This is a genomic window from Chryseobacterium sp. SG20098, assembly GCF_031844745.1.
Taxonomy (GTDB): domain Bacteria; phylum Bacteroidota; class Bacteroidia; order Flavobacteriales; family Weeksellaceae; genus Chryseobacterium; species Chryseobacterium cucumeris.
Genome location: NZ_CP134622.1, coordinates 1,550,717 through 1,572,033, shown reverse-complemented (window position 1 = coordinate 1,572,033; position 21,317 = coordinate 1,550,717). Strand labels below are relative to the sequence as shown.

The window sequence follows — 21,317 nt, the reverse complement described above, 5'->3', positions numbered from 1 at the left end:
CTCCACTGGAGGGGTGGCAAAAATTCAAAGAATTTTTGACGGGGTGGTTTTACAGTTTCTTAAATACCGTGTCATCATGAAACTTCAACATTCTCCCTTTTCTGTTTGATAAACTGAAAAACAGATCCAACAATAAAAAGCAGAAGAATAACAAGAAGAGTCTGCCCGATGATGGGATCTTTGATATCTTTAGCCAAAGGATGTCCAATCGGAACCCGTGTGAATGTTTCGTTAATAGTGGGAACCAGCGACAGGAAAAAGCTGAATGACAACAGGAAATTCTCAAAATACCGGGCTTTCTTACTTTCTTTTTTATTGGAAAAAAGAAAATAGGCCACAGTGATCAAAACAAGGATAAATAATGAGAACACATGTCCTGCATTAAAACCTCCGTTTTTGGAGATACCTAATGCTGTAAGTGAAGTGACGGCCGTCGTATAAAAATAGACTTTTCCTGACGGCTTAGCCAGATTGATTTTACCATATCTGATAAATCCTATCACTGCGCCAACAAGAGCTGTTACGCCAATAATAGTGTGAAAAATTCCTAAACCTGATAGATTCATATTGATTGTATTTTAAAATTGATACTTATGAGCTGCAGGTATATTACTGTTCCCTGTAACTGACGGTACAAATTTGCGATAGAAATACAGAAATGATTTTGTGATTTAGTTCAAGAATTTGGGATTTTGGTTCAAAAAAGAACACCTTATCAAAACAGGAAATACATTTATAATCTTTAAAAAGGTACGATTATCATCCTTTCCGTTCCTGGCGGTAATTGGAGGGCGTTATATGAAATTTATCGCTGAAGTTTTTGGTAAAAGTGGCCAGATCGTTGAATCCGCATTCGAACGCGATATCGGTAATGCGTTCATCGGATATTAAAAGTAATTCGGCGGCTTTTTCCAGTTTTTTGTTTCTTATATAATTGGCGGGGGTATCATTGTAAAGTTTTGCAAATTCTCTTTTGAAAGATGATACACTTAAATTGCTTTGCTCAGCAAGCTGTTCGATTGTTAGCTGTGAAAATAAATTCGCTTCAATGATTTGCTTAAAAGAATAAGTGGTGGGAGAGAAAAGCTGTGACAGGATCAGCTGAACGGCCTTAGCATTCTGTGACTGAGCCAACAGCAAAATGATTTCCTTGAGTTTTAGAACCAATATATCTTCATTAACTAGGGAAGGTTTTTCAAAATAAAAAAGCAGCCCTTCTACGTACTTCTGAATCAGAAAGTCATTGTTTATTTTCTCATTGGATTTATTTGAAACGATATCGGAAGGTTTTTGCAGTAATAAAGGCAATTCTCTGTCATAGATTTTTTTCAGGATGTCAGGATAGAACGTAACGATCACAATCTCACAATGATCTTCTGACACTGAGTTCTGAATATGTTTTCCGGAGCTGATACAGTTCAGAAAAAGAGAATAATTTGCAGAAACATCAAACTCCTGTTCCTCTGTTTTGTACTGAAACTCACCTTTAAGCACATACAGAAAGCAGGCTTGCTCCGAAACCGGAAAATCATACCTGAAGGATCCCGATATATCAATTTTCTGTATCAGGGTTTTCCCAAATAATTCGTGTTTTTTGTAATCATTCAGCATAATGGAGTACGTGAGTTTTTGAATTCAATAATAGGAAAGTTAAATAAATTTTTTTGTAAATGTAAAGCAATACTATATTTTATCGGAGATAAAATCTTAACGCCTCAAAAACAAATAGTTTGGCGACAATTGGCGACTTTGCGTTTTCCAACCTATCTATCCAGAGATTCTTACGAAACCACATTATGTACGAATAAACTAAACGTCGTAAATTTCATTCCGAAGAAATCCGGCCTTACACTTTTTTTGACAGGTGGTTTTACCGGAATAACTCGTCATACCAGCCATCCACATCGCTTTTAATCTCCTCATGATGCTTACATAAAATCATAGCCAGCTCCAGTTCATATCTCTCAGATTGATAAGGATTCTTTCTGAAGAATCCGATCTGGAAGCCCTTTATCAATGTGTTGAAATATGCCGCGAAATGGGAAAAACAAAAGAGGAAGTGATAGATCATATCAAAAAATCATGTTCCACCTATCATCATATGACCGGAACCTGTAAAATGGGAATCGACAGCCTTTCTGTAGTAGATCCGAGACTGAGAGTATACGGAATAAAAGGATTGAGGATAGCTGACGTATCGATCATGCCGGATGTGGTTTCCGGAAATACCAACGCACCTACCATTATGATTGGTGAAAAAGAAGCCGATATGATCAGAGAAGATCATCATCTGAAAGCGTCAGGTTTATCTGAAAAGTTATCGTTTGTTGTGTAAGAAGGGTTTAAAACCTTGGAAAGAAGCCGTTTCCTGTTCATGGAGCGGCTTTTTAATGAAAAATTGAAAGATCATTGAGATCAAAAACTTTATAGCGCTTACCTTTGTTTAAAATAAAATTCATGACACCAGAAAAAAAGAAACTCATTACAGACAGCTTCAGCCGCTCGGAAACCTTGAAATTCTATAAAGCAGAACTGCTGGAAGTAGAAACTGATTTTATATCGATGAAGATCCCTAAGATGGAAATGATGACCCGAAAAGCAGGTATGTTCAATGGCGCAATGATCGCCTCTCTGGTGGATGTTTCTTCAGGATATGCCGCTGTGAGCCATTATCCGGAAGACTGTTATGTAGTGACCGTTGAATTGAAAGTGAACTACCTTCGTCCGGCAATGGGTGATGCTTTGATTTCAAAATCCTATGTTATCAAAGGGGGAGGGAAAATTGTTGTGGTGAGAACGGAAATCTATGTCCAGACCGAAGGTTCTGATTCTGAAAGTCATGTAGCCACTTCATTAGTAACGATGATGAAAATAAAATAAGAAATTAAGAGAAATAAAAGACAAGATATTCCTTCAATAAAGGGTTTCAAAGCATTTTTTTTCGGAATGGAATAGCTTTTGCTCAACAAACCCCATAAACATTAAAAAATATCACAATGAACTTAATTATCCGACTTTTTATTACAGCAATTGTTGCTTATCTTTTAACTAAAATTTTACCGGGAGTACAGTTTGAAGGATTTTCTTCAGCCATCATCTTTGCGATTGTGCTTGGGGTTCTTAACATATTTGTAAAGCCAATTTTAAGTCTGTTTGGCCTTCCGCTGACTATTCTTACCTTAGGATTCTTTGCGCTGGTAATTAATGCCGCAATTGTCCTTATTGCAGACTATTTCATAGACAGTATGGTTGTAGATGGCTTCTGGTGGGCATTTATCTTCAGTATATTATTATCAATTGTAACTTCTCTGGCGAATTCAATGTTCTCAGATGGAGATTAATTAAAATCATAAAGATCAAAATAGAAATCCGCTCAACGAGCGGATTTCTTTATTTTTTAATGAACTTCAGTAACACGAGGTCTCCTTTCGAATCTTTAAGCTTTAAAAAGTAATTTCCTGAGATAAGCTGACTAATTAAAATTTCTTTCATAAACTGATCTTTTAAAATCACCCTTCCATTCACATCTGTAATCTCATATTCGTTGAAGTTCCGGTCAGTATTTACTTTTAAAATATCTGAAACAGGGTTCGGATAAACTTTGATTAAAACGCTTTTATTTTTAGAGACTGATTCATTAGATATTAAAAATAAACATGAAGGCGGAGTGGTTATTACTCCATCTGTAAAATCATAATACAAAGTACTTCCCATCGGAATCAGATTGGTACTGATGGTAGCAGGAATATTCTCAAATAGAGTACAGTTATTAAAACGGACATTGGCACTTTCAAAATCTCTCGTAGTCTTATACCATGATTCACATCCGGCAGGTTGCATTACAACTCCGGGCCAGAATGTATCGATTGCAAATCCGTCTATAGAATTGGGACTGACCATATCAACCATTACACAGCTTCCTGATGCCCATGTGGAAGGTGCTTTAAAATAAATAGCAGCAGTAGGAATACTTCCTGTATAATACTTTTTACTGATTACAGGAGAAGAACTTCCTTGTCCGTTAACAAGAAATGCCTTGATCTCTTTATTCTGATCAATAGAAATCTGAACATTATTTACGGCAGAGGAAGAACTAATCGTCGGAGTGCTTCCGTCAGTGGTGTAATAAATAGTCCCGTTTCCATTAATTGTGACCTGATAAGGATTATAATAATGATTGGGAAAAGGGCTCATCGTAAGCTGTGAAAAAAAGAATGAAGATACACAGAGTGAAGAAAAAAGTATAAATTTTTTCATAGAAAAATGGGTATTAGTTTAGTCTTTTGTAAAACTAGTAAACTTTTGCCGTACATAAATCAATTATTTATCAACTTTAAAAACTTAATGTTAATTCTTTCGTCCGTTTTTATTTTAAATATTAACTTTGGCAATCTTTGAATTTAATAAAAGGATGTAGGAAATCAACTGATTTTGTACATCCGTTAAAAATGAATATCAACATATGAAACTTAAGTACAGCCTGCTGGCTTTGGCAGCTCCGCTTTTAATGAATGCACAACAAGTAATGACGCCTGAAATTCTTTGGACTTTGAAAAAAGTTGGGGTACAGGCAGTTTCACCAGATCAGGGTTCTCTTATCTATAAAGTAGGGCAGGTAGACCTGAAAACAGAGAAAACAAAAAATGAAAACTATTTTCTGAATGTTCTTAATAACCAGTCTTCCAAAATTGATTTCGGTAAAAAAGCACTTATTCAGTGGGATAAAAACGGAATTTATGCTCAGGAAGGAGATAAAATTTATCTTTCCAAAGATGCCGGAAAAACCTGGACAGAATTTTATACCATCGGGGAAGCTGATAATATTGTCATTTCTCCTGACGGGAAGAAGATTGCTTTCAGCAAGCAGGTATTGGTTGAAAAAGTAATGAGGAAAGATAAATTCAGTGATACTCCTAAAACAACGGCTCAGGTATACACAGACCTGAACCACAGACACTGGGATTATTTCAATGAAGGAAAATATAACCATGTATTTGTAGTGAATACAGCCGATAAAGTAGAAGGAGCGAAAGATCTTCTGGAAGGAAAAACCTGGGATTCTCCGCAAAGACCTTTCGGTGGTGCTGAAGATTTTATCTGGAGCCCGGATTCTGCACAGCTTTTATATGTTACAAAACCTAAAAGTGGTAAAGAATATGCTACAAGTACCAATACCGATATCTTTGCTTATGATCTGGCATCAGGTACTACCAAAAACCTTACGGAATCCAACAAAGGATATGATGTAAACCCAAAATTCAGCCCGGACGGAAAATCTCTGATCTGGCAGAGTATGGCCAGAGACGGATATGAAGCAGATAAAAATGATGTGAAAATCTTAGACTGGAAGTCAGGGAAGACGACTAACCTTACTTCAGGTTGGGACGAAAGTGTTTCAGGAGATGTGCTTTGGGGAGCAGATTCAAAAACAATCTACTTCACAGCGGCATTCAGAGGTACAAAACAGCTTTTCTCGCTGGATTCAAAATCAGCAAAAGTACAGCAGATCACCAAAGGAGATTTTGACGTTAACGAAATCTTTACAGATAATAAAACTTCACTTCTGGTAGGAAGAACAGACGTAAACCATGCCACAGAATTATTCTCTGTAAACGTTAAAAATGGAGAAATGAAGCAGGTTACTGAAGCCAACAAGGAAACTTATGCTAAGCTGGCTCAGGGGAAATCTGAACTTAAAATGGTGAAAACTTCAGACGGTAAAGAAATGGGAGTTTGGTTCCACTATCCACCGAACTTTGACCCGAACAAAAAATATCCTACTTTGGTATACTGCCAGGGTGGACCACAGTCTGCACTTACTCAATATTTCAGTGTAAGATGGAACTTTGCTCTTATGACAGCTAACGATTATATCGTAGTAGCTCCAAACAGAAGAGGAATGCCAGGCTGGGGAACAAAATGGAACGAAGAAATTTCAAAAGACTGGGGCGGACAGCCAATGAGAGATTATCTGGCGGCAACAGACTTTGCGAAAACTTTACCATACGTGGATGGTGACAGAGTAGCAGCTGTAGGAGCTAGTTACGGAGGATACAGTGTATTTATGCTCGCTGGAATCCATGAGAACAGATTCAAGACTTTCATCGCTCATGATGGGTTATTTGATATGAAATCCTGGTATCTGACTACGGAAGAATTGTGGTTTGCAAATTGGGATCTTGGTTCTCCATGGGAAAAACCACTTCCAAAAGCATACACAGAATTCAATCCAAGCAATTTTGTAGAAAAGTGGAACAAGCCGATCATGATTGTTCAGGGAGGAATTGATTTCCGCGTTCCTTACGAGCAGGGTCAGGAAGCTTTCCAGGCTGCAAAATTAAGAGGATTAAAATCTAAACTGGTGTACTTCCCGAACGAAAACCACTGGGTACTTCATCCACAAAACGGATTGGTATGGCAGAGAGAATTCTTCGACTGGTTGAAGGAAACTTTGTAGACAAACAATATAAAATATCAATAGAAACGGGCTTTAGCCCGTTTTTTTTAATTAAAAAAACAATGACTTTAGCCAAAACCTCAATAACTTCTTTCTTCAGGCTCCCGGTTTCCAGCCTAATTAAAATAAATTAAATCTTTATATTTGAATATGCAAAGCCGTATTTCTTCATTTCCACCCATTATTGATGCTCAGTCTGAAATTCTGATTTTAGGATCAATTCCCGGAGTGAAATCACTGGAAAAACAGCAGTATTATGCCCATCCGCAAAATAAATTCTGGAAAATCATTTTTGAATTGCTGAACGAAGAATTTACTGATGATTACACACAAAGAATTGAAATGATAAAGAAACATCATATTGCCCTGTGGGATGTCATTGATTCCTGCGAGAGAAAAGGAAGCCTGGATTCTGAAATCAGGAATGAAGAAGCCAATCAGATTGCTGAACTGTTGGAAAAACATCCGAACATCCAAGCTATTTTTTGCAATGGCGGAAAGTCTTACAAAAACTTACAAAAGTTGTTGGGGAAAAATTATAAACTTCCCGTTTTTTTATTGCCTTCTACCAGCCCGCTTCATACCGTTTCCTTTGAAAAAAAGCTGGAAGAGTGGAGGAAAATACTGGGTTTTTTGGTTTGAGTGTGGGAGAATTTGAGAGTTTTGGAATGACAGGGTTTGAGAGTGAGAAGATAAAGCTAGATTTCTGAGAAATGACAAACAGAGCGCTTTATTTATATGCACCCTTTGTCATTTTTTAGAAATCTATGGTCTTACAAAACTAACCCTCAAACTTTCCCACTCTGAAACCCATTAGCTTCCAGATATTCTCTCAATCCCTTCAACAGTTCCAGCTGGTTTTTTGTCCTGTCCAGATTATGTTCAGGATGCATGATAGAATAGTAGGTACTTCCGTTAAGGTAATCTGTTAAAAAGCGAAGTTCCTGAATATAAATAGCGACTTGTGCTGCATAATCAAGATTCTCATATTCTTCAGGCGTCAGCTTTTCCTTTAAATGAAATAAGAATCCCTCTTTTACTACCTTATACATTTCAGGGTTGAAATTGTTTTGGGCTGTCCCGTCATCTTCCTGTGTTGTATTGGTGTAAGACTGAATCATGGTTCCAAAATCATACAAAATAGTAGAAATCATCATGGTATCAAGATCAATCACAGCTAATGGATTACGGTTCTGATCAAAGAGAATATTACTGATTTTTACATCGGCATGAATAATCCTTTTAGGGATCTGGTTGTTTTTCTCCATTTCAATCCATCGGTCAGGTAAGGACAAAAGCTGGTTGGTGATTTCTATTTCAGTCTTAGCATTTTCTATAAAATAAGGCTCTGCATTTTTTAGAGAGTCTTTATAATCTGCAACCCTCTTCTCAAAATTGAGGAAATTGGGAAGAGAATCTTCAATGGCAGGTAATTGTTCAGTATTTACCGTATTGAGAAAATAACTGAAGGTTTTAGCCGCATCAAAAGCCGTCTGTAAGGAGGGAGCAGTAAGGAATGTAGTGCTGTTTTCTACAAAACTTAACATACGCCATGGCTGACCATTTTTATCTTTTACCAGAATTTTACCGGTAAGAGAAGGAATAGGTTCTATAATTTCAAATTGATAATTATTTGACCTGAGCACTTCATTGATCATTAAATGGTTATTAACGACCACTTCCGGCTGTTTAAAAACATGATTGTTGATTTTCTGCAGAATAAACTTTTTTCCCTGATCTTTATTCTCCAAAAGATAAGTGGTATTGATCAATCCATCAGTAATAGAAGTGAGTTCGTAATTATTCGTAGTTATAAAAGCAGCAATAATATCATTTAGCTCCATAAATCTTCCGGGTATCTGTTATTTTTAATCTCTGAAGTCAGAAAATCTATAATTTCCTTTTTATCGTCAGCATAGGTAACTCCCATCCATCGGGATGGAGAGGCTTTCACTTTTACTTTGACTCTGTTTTCGTTCATCATTTTTTGTACTGCGGAAGGAATGTAAAATTCCTGATTGGGCAGTGGATCAGATTCTATGAAATCATAGAAATAGGCTTCCAGATAACAAAAAATATGAGGATGGAAAATAAAAAAGTTCATGGATACCAATGTTTCGGGATCTAATTTTATATTTTCTCCGTTTTCAACATAAATGATTGAATGATTGATCTTTTGAATAGAAGTTTGTTCCTCTACTTTAATCAGATAATTTTCAGCATCCAACGTACATATTCCTCTTGCTACAGCACCGTTGCCACTCAATGTTGTACCCACAGGATAAGCAATCATCCCTAATTGTGTATCTGAAATATAATGATGGTTAATTTCATCAGCAGCCAGTCGATAGGCTTCTTTTCCGTAGAAATCATCTGCATTGATCATCACAAAAGGTTCCTGTATTGAATATTTGGCACAAAGTACAGCATGAGCAGTTCCCCATGGTTTCTCACGATCCGGATAATCAAAGCCTTCCAGTGAAATAGGAATGGTATCTATCTCCTGATATACCCAAAGCAATTCAAAATTTTTAGCTTTTGAAATGCTGTTGAGCCTTTCAATATAACTTTCAGGAATCAGTTTGTTGACAATAATAACTACTTTTTGGAAACCGGCTTCCAGAGCATCAAAGATAGAATACTCAAGAATCGGGGAACCGTTATCAAGTATTCCGTCTATTTGTTTAAGTCCTTTGTACCTACTGCCTAATCCACCTGCTAATATGAGTAATGTCTTCTTAGAACTCATCAGTCATTCCAAATACAGGTTTACGGGTTTTCCATTTTCCATTGGTAAAATCAGGGATATCAACTACCTGACCACCTTTGGCAATAGACTCTTCACTCAATGGGGTTATAGAATACCATAGGGCAAGATCATATACATCCATCGGGAATTCTATATTTCGTTTGATACATTCAATAAAAGTATTCATTACAAAGAAATCCATCCCGCCATGTCCGGCGCCTGCAGCGGTAGTTTCAAACTTCTTCCACATTGGATGATCATATTCTTTCATCCATTTTTCAGTATTATCCCAACGGTGGGTATGGTTCATTGTTTTTTCAAAATAGATATGTCCCTGGTTGAAATCTCCCCATCCGAAATCCTGCCACAATCCCTCAGTTCCTTGAACTCTGAAGCCAAGATCATATGGTCTCTGCAAACTTGTATCATGAGTAAGAAGGATAGTTTCTCCATTGGCACAGGCAATCTGTGTGGTTACAATATCTCCCTGGTTGAATTTTACTTTGGCACTAGGATGGTTTTCTCCTCCTTTTGGATGTTCAACAATATATTTATGAAGGCCTACAGATTTTGATGAGAATGAAGAAAGCCTCGTTAAACGATTTCCTCTGTTGATATCCATCATCATCGCAACCGGACCTAATCCATGGGTAGGATAAAGCTCTCCATTACGCTTTACATAATGTTCGGTTCTCCATTTTGCTTCACTGAATCCTTTTTCTCCAAATTCAGCCCCGGAATTGTACGGATTAACTCCATCATTGAAAAGAACGCCTCTCAGATCATGCTGATAACCACCTCTTCCATGCACCAGCTCTCCGAACATTCCTTTACGGACCATATTCAGGATGGCCATAATATCTCTGCGGTAACACACGTTTTCCATCATGAAGATAGGAACTTTCGTTTCCTCATATACCTTTACAAATTCCCAGCAGTCCTGAAGCTTTATAGCCCCGGAAACTTCCATGCCCACAATTTTTTTAGCACGCATAGCTTCTACGCCCTGGGTAAGATGCCATTCCCATGGAGTAGCAATCACAACAGCGTCTATAGTTTTTAATTTTAAAAGATTTCGATAGTCATATTCCCCGTTGGAAAACTCCTGAGCAGCCGGTTTATTGTTGTCTTTTAAGATTTTTTGAGAAGCAGCAAGCATTCTTTTTTCCGGATCTGCAAACGCAACAATCTCTACATCATTACGTTTTGCCAGTAATTTTACATGCTCCTGGCCACGAAGGCCTACACCGATAAAACCGACGCGGACTTTTTTATCCGTTTTAAAATCATTGGAATAAGCAAATAAAGAATTGGGTAAAACCAATGCCCCAAAGCTTGCTAAAGCTGCAGTCTTAAGAAAGTTTCTGCGGGAGTTACTATTGTTCATCTATTTTTTTTCTTAAATATATTAAAACTTTTGTAAATCCCGATAAAGTGATAGATAATAGGAGAATGAAGAAACAGAAGTAGTTGGTGAGAATTTGTAGCTTGTTGGATTTTAAAGTTGAATGATTTTGGAATTGTTGACGTATGGATTATTAATTTTCGCTTTTTTCTCTATTTTGATCATTTATATTTTTTTTACATATTTTGTTATATGTGTGAAAATTTATTGATTGATCCAGGCTTTTCTTAATGCAATCTGTTTTGAATCGGGGTTGGAAACAGGAGTTACCTTTCCGGTAGCTTCATCATAGTTGAATCCTGCTTTTTCCAGATACTCTTTTAAAGGAATGGGTTGAGTGCCTTGTACGAAATCTCTAAAAAAAGTCTGTATTTCGGGATAAGTCATTTTGGTAATCTCATCAAAAAGTTCATCATCATTAAAATATTTACCTGCTCCATACTTTTTCATAAGCATCTGCATCAGATCCTGAGTTCCCATTTTCCCGTTAGAAAGTTCTCTTAGTCTTATATCCAGACATAACCCGAGTAATGCTCCTTTCATATAAAAGTTCATATACTGATCCTGTCTTTCCATAGATTTTTTACTCATTTCTGTTAAAGATAGAGTATTGTCAAATGCTTTCATACCTTTGATCTTTTCTTCCAGACTTTTTTCAAAATCTTCCAGACTGATCATTTTTTGTTTGATAGGCATATGAACGGTAGCATACTCCGTCATTCCTTCGTATAGCCACAAATGTTTAGACATGACAGGATTCAGGAAATCATAATGCTGAATTTCCCCTGAATGAATGTTGAGTGGAGTAACAACATGGAAAAACTCATGGGAAGCCACTCTGTTCAGAGCATTTGGAAGAAACTTCATACTTCCGGAACGGTACAGGCAGACCGTAGAGTGGGAATGTTCAAGTCCGTCTCCTAAAAATCCGTTCTCATTGGAAGATTCATAATAAATCAGAAAAGCATATTTGTTGACAGGTAATGTTCCGCCAAGATAAGCCTGCTGATTTTTCAGAATATTTTCTATTTCGTGAGCAATCGTTTTGGAGTAATGTCTTTCCTTTTTATTGTAGAATGAGACAAGTACTTTGGTATGACCTATTTTCAGCCAGGTGGTATCAGGAACGGAATATAAAACAGGAGAATCTACCAGTTCACGGTAATCCTTTGCCCAAACCATATCCGTATTCTTATTTTTCTGTTGATAATTTAAAGCAGAAGATGCGTAGAAATCCTTATTCTTTGTAATGGTAATCTTATAAGGAATATCTTTTAGTTCTTCAAAATATCCCACTAAAGAATTATAATTGATGACAAAAACACTGTCTTTTATAAACATGCTGCCGGCAGATCTGGCTTCGTTAGATTCTTTTTCCAAAGAGTCCCACCCGTCAGCTACCTGATAAGATATTTTCTTTACACGATTGAGATTATGTACCATCCAGCTGTTTTTATCCAGACGTTCGGTTACTACTTTTTTACCGTTTTTATCGGTGGCGGTGAAATCAGAAACATATTGTCCGAAATTCATAGCCTGATAAAACCCGGGTATCAGTTTGGGAATGATAAATTTGCCCTGTTTAAGATTATTCTTTGGAGGCGAAAGAGATACCCGGACTTCATCATTGGACATATGAAGAAGATCTATAGAATATTCGTAATTTTTCTTTGAAGTCTGGGCAATCATCAGGCTAGGTAGTATGATGACCACAAAAAATAGCTTTATAAGGGTATTCATGGGCTGCAAATCTTAATTATTACGAAAATTCTAAATCACTTCTAAGTTTTGTTGGTCTTATTTTTCCATATAGTATACCTCCTCATAAGGCTGAATCAGTACCCATCCATGTCCTGAAAATTTCATCTGAAACTCTTCGCCGCTTCCTCTGCCGATAAGACTTTTGAAAGAAACATTCGTTTTCAGTTCCGGGCTTAGGTTTCCGGACCATGCCACAGTAGCATTAGGATCTGTGAAAACATGAGTATCTGGAGTAACCAACAATGTAAGAGGATCTCCGTGAGTTGTAATGGCAATATGTCCCGTTCCTGAAAGTTTTGCCTGAAAAAGTCCTCCGGACATCATTCCTGCAATACTTTTCAGCATGGTGATATCGCTTTTGACGCTTTGTTCGTGGGCAAGGATATCATTTCCGTTTACACAAACAGATTCATTATTCAGATACAGAATACGGACTTTCTTCCCGGAATCTGCAACATATAGTTTTCCGGTTCCTTCTGCTTTCATCAGCCTGGCTCCTTCACCGCTGATAGCTTTCTTTAAAAGATTTCCAATTCCTCCGGACAGCATTCCCTGTCTTTCAAAATTGATATTTCCCACATAGCTTACCATGCTTCCTCTTTTCGTCCATACTGCCTGATTGTTAAGGTTGATTTCCAGAAGATGTTTCGTTTCCAGTTCAAAATAATCTCTTTGCTGCGGATTTTCTTTCGTTTCGTTGATAAATGCTTCAATTGAATATTTACTCATAATGATATTTTTTAATTGGCTGTTTTTATAGTGTTATTACTTTAGTTTGTCGAGTTTATACTCCCTTTTGTTACTTTTAGGATTCAGATCTACAAATTCATACGCTTCAAAATTGGCAAGTCTGGTTTTGAACATTTCAGTTGCTTTTTCTAATGACCATGTTTTAGGATAATGAAAACCTTCAAATTCAGTATTGAAAATTTCTGCTTTGAAATCATGTGAAAACTCATAATCGCCTGCGTAGGTCAGTGCTATTTTGCCCGTCCATGTAATATCATATCGGTTATTCTCTTTTTTGAAAACCGGATCTGATGTCCTGCACAGCTATCATGTCCCAGCAGGTAGATGTTGAAAGCAAGATCATCATCAGAATGTTGTTCAGACGGAAGATCATTACTGAAAAGATCATTTTGAACAACAGCATCGAAATCTAATTTTTCATCAAGGTTATTAATTCTGATTCCTCTCTGTTCACTCCAATAGTTGGACGAGAGTGTACAGGCATGATAGTTTCTCCATACGATTTTGGAGTCCCAGTCGGACAGATCTTCGTCGTCTTCTTCCCCGTTTTCATCGTCATTGGCGTAATAATTTTCAGTTTTTAAATGAAAATCAAACCAGATAAATCCATATTCATCAATCCGCCCGTTCCAGCTAAAGGTTTCAATTTTGTGGCCATTAGGATACGGATTATCAATGAAGTATATTTTACTTACAGATTCCATGTTGAATTTTAATTTTTCCAAAAATACTCTTTTTATGCCTTGGAAATCCCCGTAAAATCACGGTTTTATATTTGATTGTAAATAATACTTGACAAAGGGGTGTTCAATGTCGTATATTTGCACTCCGAAAATTACACCTTGTAATTTCAGTAATTTTTAAACCGTAATTTAAAAAATGAAAACATCAGATTTTAATTTTGATCTTCCTGCGGAATTATTAGCAGAACACCCATCAGAGCACAGAGACGAAGCGAGATTAATGGTACTTGATAGAAAAACACAGACTATCGAGCACAAATTATTCAAGGATGTTGTGGATTATTTTGATGAAGAAGATTTGTTCATCTTCAACAATACAAAAGTTTTCCCTGCACGTCTTTACGGAAATAAAGAAAAAACAGGTGCTAAAATTGAGGTTTTCTTATTAAGAGAGCTTGATAAAGAAACCAGAGTTTGGGACGTTTTGGTAGACCCTGCAAGAAAAATCAGAATTGGTAACAAATTATTCTTCACAGAAGATGAGTCTTTGGTAGCTGAGGTTATTGATAACACAACTTCAAGAGGAAGAACATTAAGATTCTTATTCGACGGTTCTTACGACGAATTCAGAACGAAATTAAAAGAATTGGGAGAAACTCCACTTCCAAAATATATCAAAAGAGCAGTAGAGCCGGAAGATGCAGAAAGATATCAGACAATCTATGCAAAAGTAGAAGGAGCAGTGGCTGCCCCTACAGCAGGTCTTCACTTCTCTAAGCATTTGATGAAGAGATTGGAGATCAAAGGAATCAATTTTGCTGAAGTTACCCTTCACGTAGGATTGGGAACATTCAACCCGATTGAGGTAGAAGATCTTTCCAAGCACAAAATGGAATCTGAAGAGATTATCATCGATGAGAAAAACGCTGCCATCATTAATAAAGCAGTTGAATCTCACAGAAGAGTTTGTGCTGTAGGAACTACTACTATGAGAGCACTGGAAACTTCTGTTTCTTCAAACAAAAAAATCTCTGCTTTCAACGGATGGACAAACAAATTCATTTATCCTCCTCACGATTTTGGTGTAGCGAACTCAATGATCACGAACTTCCACACACCGAAGTCTACTCTGATCATGATGATTGCTGCATTTGCCGGAAGAGATTTCGTAATGCACGCTTATGAAGAAGCCGTAAAAGAAAAGTATAAATTCTATTCTTATGGTGACGCAATGTTAATTCTATAAAAAAAAGTAAAAAGAGCCAAGTTAAAGGTAATAGAAGTAGAGATGAGACAAAATGATTTACTTATAAGAACTTTTACATTTGGAGTTGATTGTCTTAAGTTTTTAAGAACGCTTCCCAATGATTCTGAAAGTAAATTAATACGATTTCAGCTCGGAAAATCAGCTACTTCAATAGGCGCTAATTATGAAGAATCCCAGGCAGGATCTTCTAAGGCAGATTTTAAAAATAAAGTAAAAATTGCTTTGAGAGAAGCCAGAGAAAGTCATTTTTGGCTTAGAGTTTTAGAAGAATTAGATGGTTATGATTCTGAGGAATTTAAAGCTTTATTGAATGAAAGTAACGAATTGAAAAACATTTTGGCTGCAATAGTTAACAATACTAAACTTTAAACCTTTTACTTTTAACTTGGCTCTTTAATATTATGAAAGATATCCGTACATTATCATTAGACCAACTTAAAGACTACTTTGTATCTTTAGGAGAAAAGCCGTTTCGTGCGAAACAGGTCTATGACTGGCTATGGAGTAAAAACCTCCATTCGATTGACGAAATGACGAATCTTTCAAAATCACTTCGTGAGAGAATTTCGGAAGAATATACCATTAATCCTGTTTCCGTAGACCTTCTTCAGAAAAGCTCTGACGGAACCATCAAAAACGGAGTGAAACTTCACGACGGGCTGATGGTGGAATCTGTTCTTATTCCTACAGAAACAAGAACTACAGCCTGTGTCTCTTCACAGGTAGGATGCTCATTAAACTGCGAATTCTGTGCTACGGCAAGGCTGAAAAGGATGAGAAACCTTGAAGTTGCTGAAATTGTAGATCAGGTAGCTCTGATTGACAGCCAGAGTAGAATGTATTTCGACAGACCGCTTTCCAATATCGTATTTATGGGAATGGGAGAGCCGATGATGAATTACAAAAACGTAGTGGAAGCCATCAAAAAAATTACCCAGCCGGAAGGTTTGGGAATGTCCCCAAGAAGAATTACCGTTTCTACATCCGGTATTCCTAAGATGATCAAAATGCTTGCAGATGACGAACTGCGTGTGAAGCTGGCTTTATCCCTTCACTCTGCTATCGAATCCAAGCGTAATGAAATTATGCCTTTCTCTGATAAGTTCCCATTAACGGATATTATGGAGGCTCTTCAGTACTGGTATCAGAAGACCGGTTCTGTTATTACATTTGAATACTGCGTATGGAAAGGAATCAATGACGGTGATGAGGACATTAAAGCTTTAATCAAATACTGCAAACAGGTTCCTTCAAAAGTAAATCTGATTCAATACAATCCGATCGGGGACGGAAAATATGACCAGTGCAACAAACAGGCAGAAGAAAATTATATCCGTCAGCTTGAAAATGCAGGGATTACTGTAATGGTCAGAAGAAGCCGTGGAGGTGATATTGATGCCGCTTGCGGACAGTTAGCCAACAAAACAACAGATTAAAATTTCCTTAAAAAAAGCCTAAAACTTTCTTAAAAAATAGCTTAAAACCCTACCTTTGCACAAATTATTTTGTGATGATGGATTTTCTTATGAGCGAGGACGGGCTGGAAAATGTGTATGCATGGGCAATCCCATTGCATGCCACTGTTATTTTAGCTGAAATGATTTACAGCCACGTTTCAGAAGCTAAGTTATATAGTGGAAAAGATCTTGCCACCAATGTTTATCTTGCATTGATGAACTTTGGTCTTGACCTTATCATGAAGGCATTTGCCATGGGCGTAATGTTCTTCTTTTACCATCACAGGCTTTTCTCTTGGGACCTTAGCGTATGGTACTTGCTGGCATGTTTTATCATCACAGACTTTGCCTATTATGTGCTGCATTATGTGGACCACCGTTCCAGAGCATTCTGGGCAGTACATATTACGCATCACAGTTCAGAATATTTTAATCTGACAACAGGATTCAGAAGCCCTGTATTACAGCCGCTTTACAGATATTTGTATTTTTCACCGCTTGCATTTTTAGGATTCAATCCCTGGCACATCATGGTGGCATACGCCATCGGACAAGTGTATGGGACATGGGTGCATACGCAGACTGTGAAGAGTATGGGATTTCTGGAATATATTCTGGTAACGCCTTCTCATCACCGTGTACACCATGCTTGTAACGTAAAATACCTGGATAAAAATATGGGAATGTGTCTCATTATCTGGGATAAAATATTTGGAACCTTCCAAAAAGAAGATCCGAATGTACCCGTGAAATATGGAATCTATCCAAAAATGCCGGATAACAGACCGGATACGGTATTATTTTATGAATGGAGAAAAATCTGGAAAGATCTTAAGCAGCCAGGGCTAAAATTTACAGATAGAATCAATTATATCTTTAATTCTCCGGGATGGAGACATGACGGAACAGGAAAAACCGTAAGGCAGTACCAGAAAGAGTATTTTGCAAGACAGGCACAAAAGAAAGAACAACAGCAAAATCAGAAAGAGCAGAAAACGGCTTAACTTCTGATTTAAATCAATAGAAATCTAAGGGAAAAGCGGGCTATTTTTAGTCCGTTTTTCTATTTATAGAATTAGCATTTTTGAAAGTCTATACAATATTTAAATTCCGCAGGAATCCACACTCTTCCCTCAAACCCGCATCCCGAAACTCGTATCTCGCATCACATGCAAACGCTTTTAGCTCCAACTCTTCAACTCTCTAACTCACAATAAAACCTTATTTTTGTCTTATGAAAAAACTCCTTCTGATTGTTGCTCTTTTCGTTGGCCAATCTGCATTTTCCCAGCGGACTGATTTTCTGAAAGTAAAAAAATACAGAATAAACTACCTGGATAATAAAATTCAGGAAACTTCAGGACTGAATATTTTAAACGGCAAATTATATACATTCAATGACAGTGGAAATCCTGCCGAACTTTTTGAATTGGATAAAAAAAGTGGGGAAATTATCAGGATACTGAAAACCAATTTAATCAATACAGATTGGGAAGCGTTAGCCAATGACGGAGAAAATTTTTATATCGGGGATTTCGGAAACAATACCGGAACAAGAAAGGATCTGACGATTTACAAAGTTCCATACGAACGTCTCGATGAGTCTAATGCCATTAAAATTCCAGGTTCGGAAAGGGCCTTAGATGGAACGAAAATTTTGTTTTATTATCCTGAACAGACCGAATTTATTGCTAAAAACACAAAGAACGATTTCGATGCAGAAGCTATGATTTATCTGAATGGAAAATTGCACCTATTTACCAAAGAATGGGCTTCAAAAGCAACCTCGCACTATATTGTAGATCCTGAACTCTCAGAACTGCAAAAAGCAGAAAAAATAGAAACCTATAAAACAGGTTTTGTAGTTACAGATGCCTCTTATTTTGATAAAAAGCTTTATTTGATAGGATATACCAAGAAAACAGAAGTCTTTTTAGATATTTTTACAGAAACAGAACCCGGAATATTTTTTAAAGAAAAACCAAAGCACTATTACCTCGGGACTGCGCTTTCATTAGCACAAATTGAGGGAATAAGTGCAGATGAAACGGGAATTTATATTTCAGGGGAAAAGTTCAGATCTCCGTTGGGAACTACAAAACCTTCATTTTATTTTATCCCGAAAGAACAACTCAAAGATTAATTTGTCTTTAAATTGAGCGAAAAAAATTATCTTTGTGAGAATTAATAATTATTCACCCAGCATCGCAGATTGTGGCAAACATTGTAGAAGAGATTAAACGACCGATCAATGATGAAATGAAACTTTTTGAACAGAAGTTTTATGAGTCAATGCAGAGTAAAGTAGCTTTATTGGATAAAGTAACCCGTTTTATTGTTACCACCAAAGGAAAGCAGATGCGTCCTATGTTTGTCTTTCTTTGTGCCAAACTGGTGGGTGAGGTGACGGAAAAAACGTACCGCGGTGCTTCTATGATCGAACTGATCCACACCGCTACTCTGGTACATGATGATGTGGTGGATGAAAGTTTTAAACGTCGTAATTTCTTTTCAATCAATGCATTGTGGAAAAATAAAATTGCGGTTTTGGTGGGGGATTACCTTTTGTCAAAATCAGTTTTACTATCTACAGACCACAAAGATTATGATCTGCTTGGGGTGATTTCCAGAACCATCCGTGAAATGTCTGAAGGAGAACTTCTGCAACTGGAAAAAGCAAGAAAACTGGATATCACAGAAGAGGTTTACTATGAAATTATCCGGCAGAAAACAGCTACTCTGATTGCAGCATGTTGTGAAATAGGAGTTCTTTCCAATAATGCAAACGAAGCTCTTGCCAAGAAGATGATGGATTTCGGTACTTTTACCGGTATGGCATTCCAGATCAAGGATGACCTTTTTGATTATTTAAGTTCAAACGTGATCGGTAAACCTGTAGGAATTGATATTAAAGAACAGAAAATGACCCTGCCTTTGATTCATACCTTGAAAATAGCGTCTGAAAAAGATAGAAAGTATTATTTCGATACCATAAAACGATATAATAACAATCCCAAACGTGTAAAGGAGCTTATAGAATTTGTTAAAAGTTCAGGTGGATTGGATTATGCCATTACAGTGATGAAAGAATTTCAGCAGAAAGCAAAAGATATCCTGAATGAATTTCCGGATTCTGAAGCAAGGAAATCGTTGCATATTATGCTTGATTATGTTATTGAGCGAAAATTCTGACATTAATATTTTATCCGTTCTGATTTTTTTATCCATTTATTTTCTTTTATTCCCGTATGGTACGTAAATTTTATTGAAATAAATAGAGCTATCTTTCAATAATTCAATCAGTTGTGATTATCTGTGTGTTTTTATGATATTAAATTGCTGTAAACTAGCATTTTGCATAATTCACATAAAGTGCTTGTTAACAATTCATTGATGTTCCATATAATTTTTGTTAATTTGTCGTAAGAAAAAACAACAAATAATGAAAAAAATTCAGACAATGATGATAGCGTGTGCTATCAGCTCAAGCTTTATCACGTACGCACAAGTGGGAATAGGTACTCAAAATCCCCAAACAACTTTTCATATTGACGGCTCTAAAGACAATCCTGCAACAGGAATTCCTTCTGTGGCTCAACAGGATAATGATTTCAGTGTAACTTCAGGTGCAAAAGTAGGGATTGGAACAGTTTCACCCACTGAAAAATTAGATGTAGCGTCCGGAAATGCCCGTATTCGTAATATTAATTCAAATATCGGGGTCGGAGGAACTGACAGGGTGGTTGTAGCTGATGCTACCGGAGTACTGAAGACTATAGACTTTACTGCTTATTCACTATTTCATGCGCGTTTAGCAGCGAATCAGAACATCAGTTCTTCTACGATCACGACTTTATTATTCGCTGCACCAATAGCAACTTCTCCTTTCTATTCCTATAATACCGGAACTGGAGTGATGACTTTTAACCAGCCTGGAAATTATCTGGTAACGTTACAGGCAAGTTTTACCAATATGCCTGCAGATACTCAGTTGCTTATTGGTATCAGACCTGTACCGGATGCTAATTACCTGGGAAGAGGAAGCCATTATAATGCAGTTGCTGCTTCAGGAACTGTAGGTGAGCTGATGAATTATACGACTGTAGTGGTAGCTCCCACAGCTGGATACCAGATTCGTTTTACAGCAGCTCCGAATCAAAATGCTACGATCATTTCAACAGAAACAGGATCTACTGGAAGCGGTAATGTCACCAATGTAACTGTTCAGAAGATATAAATCTATCTTTTATTATAATTAAAACTAAAGTGTTTTGTATATGTTTTCAGGAAACTGGAAATGTATACAGAACACTTTCTCTTTTATATTCAGAATCTGATATGGATTCAGTGTAAAAAATGAGAAAGAGCTTTTTATTGAATTCTCAAATTTTTATATGATTGCCCTTATGTATTACTCTAAATTACGGTATTGAGCGAAATTTTTAAATTAAATAATTTTCAGAGTTACAATAATAACGGCTAGAACTATACAAAATAAAGCGATTAAAAATAAATAATCCGCAATGTTCTCAAACGTAGATTCCCGCTTTCTATTACGAGTTCTGATCGCCAGAAATGAAAAGAAACAGCTACAGGCAAAAAGAATACAGGCAAATCCCGCAAATTCGTCCAAATACGTATTCTGACTGATCTTAGAGATTTTCAGTGACGTAATAATGATTAATGAAAATCCTAAAAGATTGCTGGACGCATTCAAGATATGGGGTGATTTTTTTTCCATCTTTTACAATTTTTTTCAAAATAAAGCACAATTTTTTTTATTATCAA

General features: G+C 36.8%; 22 protein-coding genes. 12 read left to right on the top strand and 10 right to left on the bottom strand.

Annotation, left to right across the window (positions count from 1 at the left end; translation table 11 throughout):
* Window positions 1-74: 74 nt before the first annotated feature.
* The 3 genes from RHP76_RS07235 to RHP76_RS07225 all read right to left on the bottom strand — a co-directional run bounded on the left by RHP76_RS07235 (window position 75) and on the right by RHP76_RS07225 (window position 2,017).
* Entirely contained in the window at window positions 75-566 is a 492-nt protein-coding gene (locus RHP76_RS07235; RefSeq protein ID WP_311229838.1) for a hypothetical protein, read from the bottom strand.
* 193 nt (window positions 567-759) lie between these two features.
* Entirely contained in the window at window positions 760-1,611 is an 852-nt protein-coding gene (locus RHP76_RS07230) for a helix-turn-helix domain-containing protein (RefSeq protein ID WP_311229837.1), read from the bottom strand.
* Window positions 1,612-1,870: 259 nt separating this feature from the next.
* Window positions 1,871-2,017, bottom strand: a complete 147-nt coding sequence (locus RHP76_RS07225; protein ID WP_311229836.1) for a hypothetical protein — start codon at window positions 2,015-2,017, stop codon at window positions 1,871-1,873.
* 21 nt (window positions 2,018-2,038) lie between these two features.
* On the opposite strand from RHP76_RS07225, the gene RHP76_RS07220 reads away from it, so the two are divergent.
* The 3 genes from RHP76_RS07220 (at window position 2,039) to RHP76_RS07210 (ending at window position 3,341) form a co-directional block, all read left to right on the top strand.
* On the top strand, window positions 2,039-2,335 hold the full coding sequence (locus RHP76_RS07220) for a GMC oxidoreductase (protein WP_311229835.1): 297 nt from the start codon (window positions 2,039-2,041) through the stop codon (window positions 2,333-2,335).
* A 122-nt stretch (window positions 2,336-2,457) separates the two neighbouring features.
* Window positions 2,458-2,880 carry a PaaI family thioesterase gene (locus tag RHP76_RS07215; protein WP_062672074.1) on the top strand — a complete coding sequence of 141 codons (423 nt, stop codon included), beginning with the start codon at window positions 2,458-2,460 and terminating at the stop codon, window positions 2,878-2,880.
* A gap of 116 nt (window positions 2,881-2,996) precedes the next feature.
* Window positions 2,997-3,341, top strand: coding sequence for a phage holin family protein (locus tag RHP76_RS07210; protein WP_114821738.1), 345 nt, complete (start codon window positions 2,997-2,999; stop codon window positions 3,339-3,341).
* Window positions 3,342-3,390: 49 nt separating this feature from the next.
* Here the strand turns inward: RHP76_RS07210 and RHP76_RS07205 are convergent, their stop codons facing one another.
* Window positions 3,391-4,257 carry a chitobiase/beta-hexosaminidase C-terminal domain-containing protein gene (locus RHP76_RS07205; protein WP_120231785.1) on the bottom strand — a complete coding sequence of 289 codons (867 nt, stop codon included), beginning with the start codon at window positions 4,255-4,257 and terminating at the stop codon, window positions 3,391-3,393.
* A gap of 205 nt (window positions 4,258-4,462) precedes the next feature.
* Between RHP76_RS07205 and RHP76_RS07200 the strand changes: the two genes are divergently transcribed.
* Together RHP76_RS07200 and RHP76_RS07195 are read left to right on the top strand one after the other, a co-directional pair.
* Window positions 4,463-6,457 carry a S9 family peptidase gene (locus RHP76_RS07200; RefSeq protein WP_311229834.1) on the top strand — a complete coding sequence of 665 codons (1,995 nt, stop codon included), beginning with the start codon at window positions 4,463-4,465 and terminating at the stop codon, window positions 6,455-6,457.
* A 150-nt stretch (window positions 6,458-6,607) separates the two neighbouring features.
* Window positions 6,608-7,099 (top strand): DNA-deoxyinosine glycosylase, encoded by a 492-nt coding sequence (locus tag RHP76_RS07195; protein ID WP_311229833.1) that lies wholly within the window; start codon window positions 6,608-6,610, stop codon window positions 7,097-7,099.
* 146 nt (window positions 7,100-7,245) lie between these two features.
* Here the strand turns inward: RHP76_RS07195 and RHP76_RS07190 are convergent, their stop codons facing one another.
* The 6 genes from RHP76_RS07190 to RHP76_RS07165 all read right to left on the bottom strand — a co-directional run bounded on the left by RHP76_RS07190 (window position 7,246) and on the right by RHP76_RS07165 (window position 13,847).
* Window positions 7,246-8,301 carry a phosphotransferase enzyme family protein gene (locus tag RHP76_RS07190; protein WP_120231782.1) on the bottom strand — a complete coding sequence of 352 codons (1,056 nt, stop codon included), beginning with the start codon at window positions 8,299-8,301 and terminating at the stop codon, window positions 7,246-7,248.
* A complete protein-coding gene (locus RHP76_RS07185) occupies window positions 8,292-9,206 on the bottom strand; it encodes a nucleotidyltransferase family protein (protein ID WP_311229832.1) in 915 nt (304 codons plus the stop codon). The genes RHP76_RS07190 and RHP76_RS07185 overlap by 10 nt, the downstream gene beginning before the upstream one ends.
* Window positions 9,196-10,593, bottom strand: coding sequence for a Gfo/Idh/MocA family protein (locus RHP76_RS07180; RefSeq protein WP_062672061.1), 1,398 nt, complete (start codon window positions 10,591-10,593; stop codon window positions 9,196-9,198). Before RHP76_RS07180 ends, RHP76_RS07185 begins: the two co-directional genes overlap by 11 nt.
* A 222-nt stretch (window positions 10,594-10,815) precedes the next feature.
* Complete coding sequence (locus RHP76_RS07175) at window positions 10,816-12,351, bottom strand: M61 family metallopeptidase (RefSeq protein WP_311229831.1); 1,536 nt, start codon at window positions 12,349-12,351, stop codon at window positions 10,816-10,818.
* Window positions 12,352-12,408: 57 nt separating this feature from the next.
* A complete protein-coding gene (locus RHP76_RS07170; protein ID WP_311229830.1) occupies window positions 12,409-13,101 on the bottom strand; it encodes an AIM24 family protein in 693 nt (230 codons plus the stop codon).
* A 251-nt stretch (window positions 13,102-13,352) separates the two neighbouring features.
* Window positions 13,353-13,847 (bottom strand): hypothetical protein, encoded by a 495-nt coding sequence (locus tag RHP76_RS07165; RefSeq protein WP_311229829.1) that lies wholly within the window; start codon window positions 13,845-13,847, stop codon window positions 13,353-13,355.
* A 154-nt stretch (window positions 13,848-14,001) separates the two neighbouring features.
* Between RHP76_RS07165 and queA the strand changes: the two genes are divergently transcribed.
* From queA to RHP76_RS07130, 7 genes are all read left to right on the top strand, one after another.
* Complete coding sequence (gene queA / locus RHP76_RS07160) at window positions 14,002-15,051, top strand: tRNA preQ1(34) S-adenosylmethionine ribosyltransferase-isomerase QueA (protein ID WP_034696367.1); 1,050 nt, start codon at window positions 14,002-14,004, stop codon at window positions 15,049-15,051.
* Window positions 15,052-15,093: 42 nt separating this feature from the next.
* Window positions 15,094-15,441: a four helix bundle protein gene (locus RHP76_RS07155; protein WP_062672053.1), complete on the top strand. Its 348-nt coding sequence runs from the start codon at window positions 15,094-15,096 to the stop codon at window positions 15,439-15,441.
* A gap of 32 nt (window positions 15,442-15,473) precedes the next feature.
* Window positions 15,474-16,508: a dual-specificity RNA methyltransferase RlmN gene (rlmN, locus tag RHP76_RS07150; protein WP_120231776.1), complete on the top strand. Its 1,035-nt coding sequence runs from the start codon at window positions 15,474-15,476 to the stop codon at window positions 16,506-16,508.
* A gap of 74 nt (window positions 16,509-16,582) precedes the next feature.
* Window positions 16,583-17,533 carry a sterol desaturase family protein gene (locus RHP76_RS07145; RefSeq protein WP_062672048.1) on the top strand — a complete coding sequence of 317 codons (951 nt, stop codon included), beginning with the start codon at window positions 16,583-16,585 and terminating at the stop codon, window positions 17,531-17,533.
* A 230-nt stretch (window positions 17,534-17,763) separates the two neighbouring features.
* Entirely contained in the window at window positions 17,764-18,672 is a 909-nt protein-coding gene (locus tag RHP76_RS07140) for a YjiK family protein (protein ID WP_311229828.1), read from the top strand.
* Window positions 18,673-18,743: 71 nt separating this feature from the next.
* A complete protein-coding gene (locus RHP76_RS07135) occupies window positions 18,744-19,721 on the top strand; it encodes a polyprenyl synthetase family protein (protein WP_280210162.1) in 978 nt (325 codons plus the stop codon).
* A gap of 250 nt (window positions 19,722-19,971) precedes the next feature.
* On the top strand, window positions 19,972-20,766 hold the full coding sequence (locus RHP76_RS07130) for a hypothetical protein (RefSeq protein ID WP_062672043.1): 795 nt from the start codon (window positions 19,972-19,974) through the stop codon (window positions 20,764-20,766).
* The last annotated feature ends 551 nt before the right edge of the window (window positions 20,767-21,317 follow it).

Coding starts and splice junctions, on each gene's coding strand:
- RHP76_RS07235 (WP_311229838.1), bottom strand. CDS start 566: ATGAATCTATCAGGTTTAGGAATTTTTCACACTATTATTGGCGTAACA.
- RHP76_RS07230 (WP_311229837.1), bottom strand. CDS start 1,611: ATGCTGAATGATTACAAAAAACACGAATTATTTGGGAAAACCCTGATA.
- RHP76_RS07220 (WP_311229835.1), top strand. CDS start 2,039: ATGGGAAAAACAAAAGAGGAAGTGATAGATCATATCAAAAAATCATGT.
- RHP76_RS07215 (WP_062672074.1), top strand. CDS start 2,458: ATGACACCAGAAAAAAAGAAACTCATTACAGACAGCTTCAGCCGCTCG.
- RHP76_RS07210 (WP_114821738.1), top strand. CDS start 2,997: ATGAACTTAATTATCCGACTTTTTATTACAGCAATTGTTGCTTATCTT.
- RHP76_RS07205 (WP_120231785.1), bottom strand. CDS start 4,257: ATGAAAAAATTTATACTTTTTTCTTCACTCTGTGTATCTTCATTCTTT.
- RHP76_RS07200 (WP_311229834.1), top strand. CDS start 4,463: ATGAAACTTAAGTACAGCCTGCTGGCTTTGGCAGCTCCGCTTTTAATG.
- RHP76_RS07195 (WP_311229833.1), top strand. CDS start 6,608: ATGCAAAGCCGTATTTCTTCATTTCCACCCATTATTGATGCTCAGTCT.
- RHP76_RS07190 (WP_120231782.1), bottom strand. CDS start 8,301: ATGGAGCTAAATGATATTATTGCTGCTTTTATAACTACGAATAATTAC.
- RHP76_RS07185 (WP_311229832.1), bottom strand. CDS start 9,206: ATGAGTTCTAAGAAGACATTACTCATATTAGCAGGTGGATTAGGCAGT.
- RHP76_RS07180 (WP_062672061.1), bottom strand. CDS start 10,593: ATGAACAATAGTAACTCCCGCAGAAACTTTCTTAAGACTGCAGCTTTA.
- RHP76_RS07175 (WP_311229831.1), bottom strand. CDS start 12,351: ATGAATACCCTTATAAAGCTATTTTTTGTGGTCATCATACTACCTAGC.
- RHP76_RS07170 (WP_311229830.1), bottom strand. CDS start 13,101: ATGAGTAAATATTCAATTGAAGCATTTATCAACGAAACGAAAGAAAAT.
- queA (WP_034696367.1), top strand. CDS start 14,002: ATGAAAACATCAGATTTTAATTTTGATCTTCCTGCGGAATTATTAGCA.
- RHP76_RS07155 (WP_062672053.1), top strand. CDS start 15,094: ATGAGACAAAATGATTTACTTATAAGAACTTTTACATTTGGAGTTGAT.
- rlmN (WP_120231776.1), top strand. CDS start 15,474: ATGAAAGATATCCGTACATTATCATTAGACCAACTTAAAGACTACTTT.
- RHP76_RS07145 (WP_062672048.1), top strand. CDS start 16,583: ATGATGGATTTTCTTATGAGCGAGGACGGGCTGGAAAATGTGTATGCA.
- RHP76_RS07140 (WP_311229828.1), top strand. CDS start 17,764: ATGAAAAAACTCCTTCTGATTGTTGCTCTTTTCGTTGGCCAATCTGCA.
- RHP76_RS07130 (WP_062672043.1), top strand. CDS start 19,972: ATGAAAAAAATTCAGACAATGATGATAGCGTGTGCTATCAGCTCAAGC.